Origin of the sequence: Paenibacillus sp. FSL R10-2771 (assembly GCF_038000205.1) — a bacterium.
In the GTDB taxonomy this organism is placed as follows: Bacteria; Bacillota; Bacilli; order Paenibacillales; family Paenibacillaceae; genus Paenibacillus_AQ; species Paenibacillus_AQ phytohabitans.
On the sequence record NZ_JBBOBM010000001.1, the window covers coordinates 7,721,838 to 7,733,311 of the forward strand.

Annotated in this window: 11 protein-coding genes; all 11 read left to right on the forward strand. The window is 53.5% G+C overall.

Annotated features, from left to right (window positions below):
* The first annotated feature begins 11 nt into the window (after positions 1–11).
* Complete coding sequence (locus NSU14_RS33615) at positions 12–1,361, forward strand: MFS transporter (RefSeq protein WP_042140407.1); 1,350 nt, start codon at positions 12–14, stop codon at positions 1,359–1,361.
* Between the two features lie 26 nt (positions 1,362–1,387).
* Positions 1,388–1,606: a hypothetical protein gene (locus tag NSU14_RS33620; RefSeq protein WP_167549589.1), complete on the forward strand. Its 219-nt coding sequence runs from the start codon at positions 1,388–1,390 to the stop codon at positions 1,604–1,606.
* 29 nt (positions 1,607–1,635) lie between these two features.
* A complete protein-coding gene (locus NSU14_RS33625; protein ID WP_042140405.1) occupies positions 1,636–2,340 on the forward strand; it encodes a hypothetical protein in 705 nt (234 codons plus the stop codon).
* The gene (locus tag NSU14_RS33630) at positions 2,337–3,560 is read left to right on the forward strand and encodes a glutathionylspermidine synthase family protein (protein ID WP_042140404.1); all 1,224 of its coding nucleotides are present in this window, start codon (positions 2,337–2,339) and stop codon (positions 3,558–3,560) included. Before NSU14_RS33625 ends, NSU14_RS33630 begins: the two co-directional genes overlap by 4 nt.
* Positions 3,547–4,200: a hypothetical protein gene (locus NSU14_RS33635; protein ID WP_042140403.1), complete on the forward strand. Its 654-nt coding sequence runs from the start codon at positions 3,547–3,549 to the stop codon at positions 4,198–4,200. Before NSU14_RS33630 ends, NSU14_RS33635 begins: the two co-directional genes overlap by 14 nt.
* Positions 4,197–4,589, forward strand: a complete 393-nt coding sequence (locus NSU14_RS33640) for a DUF350 domain-containing protein (protein ID WP_042140402.1) — start codon at positions 4,197–4,199, stop codon at positions 4,587–4,589. Before NSU14_RS33635 ends, NSU14_RS33640 begins: the two co-directional genes overlap by 4 nt.
* Positions 4,590–4,688: 99 nt before the next feature.
* Positions 4,689–5,705: a potassium channel protein gene (locus tag NSU14_RS33645; RefSeq protein ID WP_340948667.1), complete on the forward strand. Its 1,017-nt coding sequence runs from the start codon at positions 4,689–4,691 to the stop codon at positions 5,703–5,705.
* Between the two features lie 184 nt (positions 5,706–5,889).
* A complete protein-coding gene (locus NSU14_RS33650; RefSeq protein WP_340948669.1) occupies positions 5,890–7,053 on the forward strand; it encodes a hypothetical protein in 1,164 nt (387 codons plus the stop codon).
* A gap of 33 nt (positions 7,054–7,086) precedes the next feature.
* Positions 7,087–8,619: a glycan biosynthesis hexose transferase WsfD gene (wsfD, locus tag NSU14_RS33655; protein WP_340948670.1), complete on the forward strand. Its 1,533-nt coding sequence runs from the start codon at positions 7,087–7,089 to the stop codon at positions 8,617–8,619.
* The gene (locus NSU14_RS33660; RefSeq protein WP_340948671.1) at positions 8,616–10,166 is read left to right on the forward strand and encodes a hypothetical protein; all 1,551 of its coding nucleotides are present in this window, start codon (positions 8,616–8,618) and stop codon (positions 10,164–10,166) included. The genes wsfD and NSU14_RS33660 overlap by 4 nt, the downstream gene beginning before the upstream one ends.
* 37 nt (positions 10,167–10,203) lie before the next feature.
* Positions 10,204–11,454, forward strand: a complete 1,251-nt coding sequence (locus NSU14_RS33665) for a glycosyltransferase family 2 protein (protein ID WP_076243612.1) — start codon at positions 10,204–10,206, stop codon at positions 11,452–11,454.
* Positions 11,455–11,474: the final 20 nt, after the last annotated feature.

An 11,474-nucleotide genomic window follows, 5' to 3' on the forward strand; every position in this document is an offset into this window, starting at 1 on the left:
GGGATGGAGTAATGAACGACAAAGTTGTAATGCCCCTATGGACCTTTTGCCTGTTTATCGTTGTTATGAACACCACTATGTTTAATGTATCGCTGCCCACAATTATTCAGGATCTGCAGATATCAGCGGACCTGGGCTCGTGGATCATATCGAGCTATTCCATCGGTTATGCCCTGTCAACTGTAATCTACAGCAGGCTATCTGACCTGGTGCCGATCCGCAGACTGCTGACCATCGGCCTGACTACGCTGGGTCTGGCCTCCGTCTGCGGATTATTCGCGCACAGCTTCAGCATCCTGCTGTTGACCCGTATCCTGCAGTCTGCAGGAGCAGGAGTTATGGCAGGCCTCGGACTTGTGCTGGCCAGCCGCTATGTTCCTGTCGGGAGACGCGGCGCAGCTATCGCCATGATCTCCGCAGGCAGCGCGATGGCATTCGGGCTCGGGCCGATTATCGGCGGTCTGATCAGCCAGTATTTCGGCTGGAACGGCCTGTTCGGCATCACCTGCCTCGTGCTGATCGTTCTGCCTGTGCTGCTGCATCTGCTGCCGAAGGAACAGCCCCAGCCTGCCGCTTTTGACGTGACGGGGGCGGCCCTGACGGTTCTTAACGCAGGCAGCCTGCTGCTGGCGGTCACCAGCCAGTCCTACCTGTGGCTTGCGGCCAGTGTAGTGTCGCTGCTTATTCATGCCCGCCATCTGGCCCAAGCGGAGAACTCCTTCATTAACCCTCAGCTGCTGCGCATGCCCGGGTATCTGAAGCTGACTGCGATCGGGTTCTGCATTCTGGTGCTGAACCTCGGCAATCTGTTCCTCATGCCGCTTGCCCTGGCGGGCCTATTCCATGAATCGGCGCTGAGCATCGGCTTGTTCATTGCGCCCGGAGCGATTCTGTCCGCGATTCTGACCCGCTACGTCGGCCACTGGATAGACCGCTACGGCAACCTCCGGTTCCTGGTTATCGGCCACGGGGTGCTTGCCGCTGTCCTGGCCGTCTTTGCCATGAAGCTGTCCGTTTCCCCGTTCATTCTGCTCGCGGGTTATCTGTGCTTCTCGCCGTCATTCTCGGCGACCATGGCTTCCCTGAACAATGAGGCGTCGGGCATTCTTCCCCGCAGCTGGATCGGCTCCGGCATGGGGCTGCTGCAGCTGATCCAGTTCTTCGGCGGCTCCGTTTCTGTCGCCGCCCTCGGCTTGCTGCTGCATGCTAAGCGGAACCTGGAGCCTGCCGCCGCCTACAAGCATGTTTACATTCTGCTGTTTGTGGTGAGTTTATGTTCATTAAGCCTGGTGCTGTGGTACAGATATTCCAGGCTGCGCGAGTTGAAACGAAATAATAGCGGCAGCGTATCAGAAGCATAAGATCGTTCAGAAGGGATTGGTATGGAGTGGATAATGGAATGAATGTCATCCTGTTTGAGAAGATGCCCGAAGGCGAGCTGCAGATTATTGAGGAGCGCGTCTGGAGCATGAACATGATTACGGCCCTGGAGCATGTGAATTATATAGTCGTAGGCGGCCGTGAGTTCGAGGCGGTAGAGGGCCGGCTGAATGTGGACGAAGGGAAGCTTGAGCTTCTGCTGGTTCCGATGCGTACCGAAGGTTAAAGAACATTATCAGGAAAGGAGGGCCCAAGTTGGCAAAAGACGAAAATGTTAAAGAACCTGCTGTAAGCAGGCTGTTCACCCCTGACGGCAAGCCGATCCGCGTATTGTCGACCTCGCTCGGCATTGCCCTGCTGGCCAATGCGTTATTTATTCCCGGAGGCGCTGGTGCCAGCGGGAGTACCGGCGGTACAGGGGATGAACCGAAGCTGGTGTCCTGGTCTACCGAGGAAGTTAAGAATTATTTCGACAAAAATGTTGACTGGAATATTCCCTATCCGGATGAGAATCAGGAAGAGACTGTCCAGGAAGGACAGGGAGCGGTAACATCAGGCGGGACAACAGTAATCAACAACTATGGCGGTTATAACTCGGGATTCGGCTGGGATGATGTGCTTCTGTACCACATGCTGTTCAACAGCGGCTCTTTCTACTCTTCAAGAGGGTGGTACAATGACCGGCCGACTTATTACGGAGGCACACGCACTGCCTATAAGCCGCCAACCTACAGCAGCGGCAGCTTCCAGAACAAGCCTGTAGCCGGATCAGTGGTGAAACCGAAGACCTCGACTTCATCGACCGGCTCCATCACCAGAAGGAAAACCTCTTCGAAATCAGGCGGAATCGGCGGCACCTCCAGCGGGCTGGGCTCGGGCAAATCAAGCTCATCCACGTCCAAATCCAGCTCCAGTAAAAGCTCCGGCAAAAGCTCAAGCAAGAGCGGCTTCGGCGGATGATCCCGGCAGAGAGCGTCTTCGAATATCTGGACCAGTCCGCTCTGGAGCGGGCACCCCGGGTACAGCAGCTGCATGAGCTGGGCTTCACCTGGGCTGACCTGGAGGAAGAGGAATATTGGCTGGATGCTATAGCTGTGATGCGCGGTGAGACCTACCGGGAACTGAAGGATGCCTCATCAGGACTGTGGATGATTCTGGATAAGGCGGTCCGCTACGTCCATCTTAAGCATGACCTGTATGATCTGCTGGGAATTCCCCCGGTGCTGTGGCAGATGCTCGACGACTGTCCTGTGCCGGAGCCGGGGCTGATCAGCCGGTATGCCCGATTTGACTTTGCTGTAGCCGGTGACGGAACCATTAAGCTGCTGGAGCTGAATGCGGATACACCGACCGGCTATGTGGAGGCCTCTATCGCCACGCCGTGGATCTGCGCAGAGGCGGGTATCGGGAATCCGAATGCCGCAATGAAGCAGCAGCTTGCAGCAGCCTGGGGCGCTGAACGTCCGGATACGGCAGCCTGTGTTGCCTATGGCAGCCATCAGGAGGATACCGGAACGATAGATGCCCTGGCAGCGCATAGCGGACTGGATATCCGCTGCGTCGATTGTCTGGACCTGTGGATTGATGAAGGTGTAGTGAAGGACGCAGAGGACCGGATCATTGAGCGGATGTTCGCGCTCTATCCGAAGGAGTGGATGGCAGTGGATGAAGGCGGCGACGCCCTGGCTTACGCCATCGAGACCGGGAAGCTACAGCTGTTCAACGGGCCGCATAGTATTATCCTGCAATCCAAGGGGCTGATTGCTGCGGTATGGGGGATGTATGAGCTGGGTCTGCTGTTCAGCGAAGAGGAACGCCAGGTCATCTCCCGTTACATACTGCCTACGTACAATAAGGCGGTATTCTCCGAAAGCTTTGTGTCCAAGTCTGTCTTCGGCCGGGAAGGCGGGTCCGTGCGGATTTTTGATGATAGCGGAACGCTTGAAATAGAGGATGAGGAAGGGTATGACAGCAGTCAGCTGTTCCCGGTGGTCTATCAAAAAAGAGCCGAAATGGCCCGGATTCAGACCAGCGAAGGGGAGCTTCACCTGCTGACCGGTATGTTCGTGATTAACGGGAAGCCCTGCGGGCTGCTCGGCCGGGCTGGCGGACCGATTACAGGCAATGCCAGTCATTTTATCGCGCTAGGAGTGAGGGGGCTTGAAGATGAACAAGGGTAGAGAGGGACGTGCCGCCGGACGCAGATTCCGGGCCGGGGCGCTGACTGCAATGCTGCTTCTGGCAGTCATGCTGCTAAGCGCATGCTCGGGAAACAGTAACAGTGTGTTCCACACCGATACCGAAACAACGGACAGCGTGTCGCGGGTGCCGTGGGATTACCGGGTAGTCGAAGGCAAGGTGGGTGATCTGATCGGCAGCGACATGACCGTACTGCCGGATAACGAGCTGCTGCCGAACGACGGCAATTATGCTACAGGCGACACCGTATGGACACTGCAGTTCATGGATGCGGAGCTGGTAACAGATGCTGATCAGAAGAATGAGATCCGGCTGTCCTCCTGGACCACGCTGAAATCATACGGTGACCAGAAGACGGCAACGGAGGATCTGGCGAATCTGAAGGTGTCCATCACGACGGATGTGGATCTTGTCGGGGTGTACAAAACCCAGTATCAGGACAAAACCAGAAACTTTGCCGTACTCGAGCTGCCTTCCGGCAACCGGATTAAGCAGCCGATTGATGACAAGCGCTATACCGCGCTGGAGAAACAAAAAACAGCCTCCGTGGTGCTGGAGGAAGTACATGATTTCGCCGACTATGATTCGGCCTATGCGAAATTCCGGGGGTGGGCTAATTGACGATCGTTATTAATCTGGTGGTTAGTATTCTGACCATTGTTCTGCTTCAGGTGCTGGGTATGGTTATATTCACCCTGATGACTCCTTTTAAGGATATGGAAGAGCTGAAGAAGGGGAATGTCGCTGTATCGCTGGCCTTTGGCGGCAAGTTCCTGGCCACGGCGATCATTCTCGGCGTAGCGGCATATACCAATACCTCCATCTGGTTCATGATGCTCTGGTTTGCGGTAGGCTATGTCTGTCTGGTTGCCTCTTACTGGATTTTTGAGCTGTTCACTCCGGGCTTCCGGATTTCGGAACAGCTGCAGAAGGGGAATGTTGCAGTAGGCGTAACACTCTGCATGGTATTCATCGGAACAGCGTTTGCGGTCAGCAGCCTGATTATTTAAAAGGACCGGCCAGACAGCAGGGCAGCTGCCGTGCCTCGGATGTTCTGGCAGCAGCTGCCCGGCCGGTTTAAGCTAACTACCCGAAAGCAGGGATGAGCGTTGCACTTTCTAATCCGAATTTCCGGTAAGCTGCTTCATCTAAAAAAGAAGTCTATAGGTCTGATCATCCTGGCCTTTGTCATTCTGAGTGCATCCACTGCCTTCCTGCTGGAGCCGGATACTTTTCATAGCTGGTTCAACGCCTTTTATTGGGTGATGACCACCATGGCAACCGTAGGCTACGGTGATTATTTCGCTACTACAGTCACCGGCAAGGTGTTTACGATATTTTTATATATCTTTGGCATCGGTCTGCTCAGTTTGGTTATCGGTAAGATTATCGATGCCATGGGAGAGATGCAGCGCAGGAGAGGAGCCGGAACCTTGAGCTTTCACGGGCATAATCATGTCGTACTGATTAACTGGAACCGCAAAACACAGGCGGCTGTGGATGAAATTCTGTGTTATGACGGGAACTGCAAGATCGTAATTATCGATGAGAACGGCCGTCATCCGCTGGAACAGCTGGAGCAGGTCCACTTTATTAACGGTGATGCCTCCAGTGATGATATCCTGCTGAAGGCGAATATCGGGAGCGCCAGAGCGGCAATTGTGTTCGGCGATACCCGTATAGACGAGGCCTCGCTGAGCGACGGCAAGACGCTGCTGATCGCCTCCAGTATTGAGCGGATCGCCCCGCAAGTACATACCACCGTAGAAATCATGCAGGAGAAGAACATTCAGAACTTCAAGCATGTTCAGGTGAACGAGTTCGTACTCTCCCATGATGCCATCTCCAGACTCGCGGTAAGATCTGCCCTGCAGGAAGGCAATTCTGAAGTGATTACCCAGCTGCTCAGCCGCCAGCATGGTGATGATATCTATGAGATTCCGCGCAGCCGTGCGTGGAATACCTATGGAGATGCCTTTCAGGATCTGCTGCGGCAGGGGGCTACCCTGCTGTCCGACCGCGGTGACCTTGGCATTAACCGTAAGCTGGGGCAGCCGATCCCGGATGATGCCAGGCTTTATATCGTCGCCGATGAGGAGACTTACCGCAGGATCATAAGAGGCTGAACTATATACCATAAGCAGAGCTGCCCGGATCGGAATGATCCGGGCAGCTCTGCTTTTTTTGAAGAAATGGCATAATTTATGAATTAGACACATAATGTTCGCAGAAACAGTAAACAATGTGACATAAATTACCGTTATATTATTATGGCCAATATAAGGACTTGTCTTTTAAGGATGTGATGAATTGGGGAGTACACTCAGCAAGGCGGCTGCAGTGGGTATATCGCTGCTTCTAATCACCTCATGCAGCAGTAATCAGGCCCGGCCCGTACCTTCCGCGGCTACTTCTTCTCCGGCAGTTACTCCTGCGGGAACGAACGTGCCGGAGGAGCCGCTGCTTGACACAGCGGACGAAGAACAGCAATTACTGAAATTCATAGATACGCAGCTCACGGGACCCTATGGGGTATATACGAATTTGCAGGAAACCGGTGAAGCGGCGGAGATGGCTACAGGCCATGAGGTTCTGAGCGAATCGGCCTCGCTTCTGATGAGGGCGGCCGTGCTTAACGGCGATCAGGAGAGATTTGACCAGCAGTGGACGCTGGCCCGCGATACCTTCGATATGGAGGGCGGTTTCAGCTACCGGTTCAGTCCCAAGCAGCAGAAGCAATACACTGTGAACGCAGCGGTAGACGACCTGCGGCTGATCGGCGCGCTGTATGAAGCAGGACAGGCATTTCATCAGCCGGAGTACACGGAAGCAGCCGATAAATATAGCCGGAGATTCTATGATAATAATGTAAAAGATGGATACATGTATGATTTTTATGACAATATTTTCAAAACCACCAACGGGTTCGTAACTTTGTGTTATATTGATCTGAGTGTGTTGCGAAAATTGTCGATATCTAGCGAATTAAGCGGGATATTGTTGAATAATATGGGCGGGATTCTGGAAGACGGATATTTGTCTGACTCCTTCCCGTTCTATGAGACAAGGTTCGATTACAAGACTGGCCAGTACAGCTCCGAACACATCAACACCGTAGAGTCGCTGCTGACCATTCTTCATTTGGCCGAGAGCAACCGGCAGAAGCCGGCGAGCATCCGTTATATCAAAGAGCAGGTTACGGCGGGCACACTGTACGGGCAGTATACACGTGACGGCCAGCGGACGAATGATATCCATTCTACGGCGATTTATGCGCTCACGGCCATGATCGGTGCTGTGCTGGGCGATCAGTCTCTCTATACGGCCAGTATTGAACGGGTGAATGAATTCAGAGCCGTGAATGCTGCAAGTCCGCTGTATGGCGGATTCGGTGATGAGGCTGCCGGGCAGGCATATTCTTTTGACAATCTGATGGCGCTCCTCGCTTATTCCTATTCCAACCAACAACTATAGTAACGAAGGTGAATCGGTATGATAGACAACCCAGTGAAAACATCAACCCGGCCCGGCATAACCCTTGCCAGCCTTCGGATTACCCCGGCGTTTGCCGCGGCTTTTGGCGTCTTGCTCGTAACAGTCATCGCGCTCTTTACCGCTCCCTATGTGGGAATGGCAGATAACGGTGACTTTTTCCGGATTATATATAGCAATGGACTGTACTTCAACCTCCCGGATTATGACAGCCAGTATTTCGGGTATTTCATCAAGCAGTTTGGAATCTACCAATACTATAACGAGAACAGCTCGATGCTGGTCTCCTCCCAGTCCCTGTTTATCAAGCTGGCGCTGTTCGTCAATAAGCTGGTATTCAGCAAGGAAGTGTTCGATATCCGGTTTCAGGCCGCGATCTATACGCTCCTGTATGTGGCTGCTGTCTACCTGCTCATTGAAGCCGTTACGTTCAAGATGTCCCGGAAGCGGGGGATGATTGTTGCGGTTCTGGCAGTTTTTATCTTCGGGGACACGGGGTATACCGCCTACTTCAATTCGTTCTTCGGCGAAAGCCTGGTAATGGTCACGATGATTCTGGTGTTCGCTTCATGGCTGCTGCTGTACCGCAAACGATACAACGATTACGCCATGCTGGCGGTACTTCTGGTCAGCACGCTGATCCTAACGACCTCCAAGCAGCAAAATGCTCCTGTGGGCATGGTGATTTCCCTGCTCTCTATCTCACTTGTCTGGATCCGCCGGGATAAATTGTTCCGCTGGGTCACTCTCCTGTCCGCCGCCCTGATGATGTTCGCCGGTATTGCCACCTATCTTAATATCTCCAAAGAATTCGTGAATATTAACCAGTATCATGCCATGACCCGCGGAGTACTGATGGAATCAGAGAATCCGGAGACCGCGCTTCAATCCTTCGGGATTAATGAACAGTACGCAATCCTCAAAGAGAATACCTATTATGACCAATACGGGACCGTGGATGTGAAATCGGATCTGCTGGAAAAGGATTTCTACAGCCAATACGGTTTTGTCTCGATTCTGAAATATTATGTTACGCATCCGGACCAGCTGGGCTCGATTCTCGATACGGCTGCCGAAAGCGCCTATACGATCAAGCCGGCGGCGATGGGGAATTATGAGAAATCTGCTGGCAAGGAGTTTCGGGCGCAGAGTCATTTCTTCAACGTGTACAGTACGCTGAAGGAGAAGCTGGCTCCCCGCACCTTTGCCTTCATCCTCCTCTGGATGGCTGTGATTACAGGTGTCTATATGCCTTCCTTCGTGAGCGCGGTCCGGGCGCGGGACTACCGGGGAATGCAGCGGTTGTTCGTGATTCTGGCTACAATGCTAGTCGGATTGTCCGGCATTGTAGTCTCCATTATCGGAGCAGGCGATGCCGATATTGCGAAGCATGAATTCCTGTTTACCTTAGCCTTTGACCTGATCACTTTCCAGGTTATATCGAGCGTCATTGGCCGCGGAATCTCCTCCCGGAAATCCATGCCGGCTGCACCGCCTTCCGTGCCGGCCCCAGAATACGCTGCCCTGAATAATGGGGTGAGTATTTGAAACGCGGAGGAATTATCGTTCTGCTGCTGCTCCTGGCAGGGAACCTCCTGCTGCCCGCCCCGGCGGCTTCCGCCGCCGCGTCACCTGCCGCTGCGCAGCATATTCTGCTGCTCTATGACAGCCTGGCGAAAGGCACGGGGAAGGAAGGGAATGTGGCAGAGCTGCAGCGGCTGCTTGCCGCCTACAGTGCACAGGTTACGCTTAAGAATATATCCGATTATGAGCAAGGCAGCCTGACTGCCTACTCCGGAATGATCACCGTCATTAACAGTGCGGAGCTGAAGATTACGAATAGCGCTTATCTGCAGGACGCAGGGGGCTATAAAGGATCTGTGATGTATGTCGGATACCGGCCGCTGGACCGCGTGCAGCAAGCCTTGCAGCTGAAGACAGACATCTGGCATGGAGCCAGCGCAAGCCTCTCCATCGGCGGGTTCACCGGCATTCCGCTGGAAGTGGAAGAAATGCCTTATATTACTGCTTCACAGGGCGGCCGTACGTACGGCGGGTGGTCTTTTGAGGATGGCGGGGTGCAAATGCCCTACGCGGTAAGCCTCGGCGAATTTACTTATATGCCTTATCTGAAGCAGGGGGATTTAAGCAGCATGGCCGCGGCTTATGTATTGAAGGATTGGCTGAAATCCTCCGCCCGGCCCCGTACGTATCTGGTGCTCAAGGAGATTTATCCCTTCTCCGATCTCGAGCTGCTTGAGCAAACGGCAGACAGGCTGTACCAGAGCGGAATTCCATTCATCGCCAGTGTCCGGCCGGTGTTCGGAAATACCGATTTTCCGGCGATGAAGCGGTATCTGGAAGCCCTGAGAACGGTGCAGGCCCGCAATGGGAGCATTGTTGTCAATGCTCCGGCGGTCAGACCGCCGATCAGTCTTAGTGACCGGTCGCTGCATGTCAAGATGAACAGCTTCATCAATGTGCTGGCAGAGGCCGGTGTAGCCCCGCTGGGGATGGCTGCAGAAGGCTACTGGACGTATGACAAGGAGTATTCTACGGCGGGTATGGGCTTCTTCGACTCGGCGGTACTCTACGCGGATGAAGAAACCAGATATATGGAACAGACGGACACCTCGGTGACCTTCCCGTCCACCCTGTACAGTCTGCCGCTGGAATTCCTGCAAGGGATCAGCAGGACCGGCAAGGCGATGCCGGAGCTTCCGCTGAATGCGGCAGTTACTGTCGACTTGCCTGAGGATGAGGCTGCACTGGACAGTCTGATGCAGAATCTGGAGGAAGAGTGGTATACGTTCGCCGACTATAAACGGGAGGCCCATAACGTTGTTACAGATATCAACACTATCGAATCAGCGGATGGGGTAATTTACATTAACGGCAACAATCTGAATGTCGATTATACCCCGCAGACAGTCGCAGCCGATTACCAGTACCAGGAGAAGCAGGCTACAAGCTTCAACAGGCTGTTCAGCGTGCAGAACCGGTTTTTTATTATTGTGATCCTGATTGCCCTGCTTCTGTTCGGGGGTCTGCTTACCATCGGTTACCGGCTGTACCGGAGGAAATATTTGAAATAAGGAATCCGGAAAAATCAAACAACATTAGGAGAAAAATATGACGGTCTCAGACGTGCTGATGGTCATTGCGGTGATCTGCATCTGGTCACTGCTGCTGGTGAATGTAGCGCTGATTATAGCGGGCTACCTGTACTATATTGAAACTGAAAATAAGGCAGTGCCGGAGATCAGGGGTGAGTATCCGATGGTGACGATTATGGTTCCTGCGCATAACGAGGGCGTGGTCATCAGCAAAACGGTGGAATCCCTGCTGGCGCTGGATTACCCGCATGACCGGTATGAGATCATCGTCATCAACGATAATTCCTCGGATAACAGCGCGGAGCTGCTGGGCGATATCCAGCGGAGGAACCCGCAGCGCAATCTGATCATCATTAATACGGATGCAGTTACCGGCGGCAAAGGCAAATCCAATGCGCTGAATATCGGCTTCACCCGCAGCAGGGGGGAACTCATTGCTATCTACGATGCCGACAATACACCGGAACGCACCGCTTTGCGCTATCTTGTGGCTGAGATCATGAATGACTCCACCCTGGGAGCAGTGATCGGCAAGTTCAGAACCCGCAACCGCGATGCAAGCCTGCTGACCCGGTTTATTAATATTGAGACCTTATCGTTTCAATGGATGGCGCAGGCCGGCCGCTGGAAGCTGTTTAAGCTCTGTACGATTCCGGGAACGAATTTCATTATGCGCAGGTCGATTGTAGAGAGTATCGGCGGCTGGGATGTCAAGGCAATTGCCGAGGATACGGAGATTAGCTTCCGCATTTATATGATGGGGTACCGGATCAAGTTCCAGCCGAAATCGGTCACCTGGGAGCAGGAGCCGCAGACGGTGAAGGTCTGGTTCAAGCAGCGGACACGCTGGGCGAAGGGGAATATCTATGTCATTGTGAAGAATCTTCCGCTCCTCTTCGACCGGAAGGCGGCGAAGATCCGCTTCGATATCCTGTATTATGTCTCGATCTATTTCCTGCTCCTGATCTCGCTGGTCACCTCTGATGTTCTGCTTGTCCTCCATGCGATGGGGTATGTCCATACGACCATTGCCGGACTCAGCAGCTTCCTGTGGCTGCTCGCCATTGTTCTGTTCGTGGTCGGAATCTTCGTTACGCTGACTACGGAGAAAGGCGAGATGAGCCTGTCGAACCTGTGGATCATTCTGCTGATGTATGTTTCGTACTGCCAGCTGTGGATGGTGGTCGCCGCTTACGGACTGTATAACTATCTCAAAGACGTCATTTTCAAACGGGAAGCCAAATGGTACAAAACCGAGCGCTACTGATGCGCCGGAGGAGAAGAAAT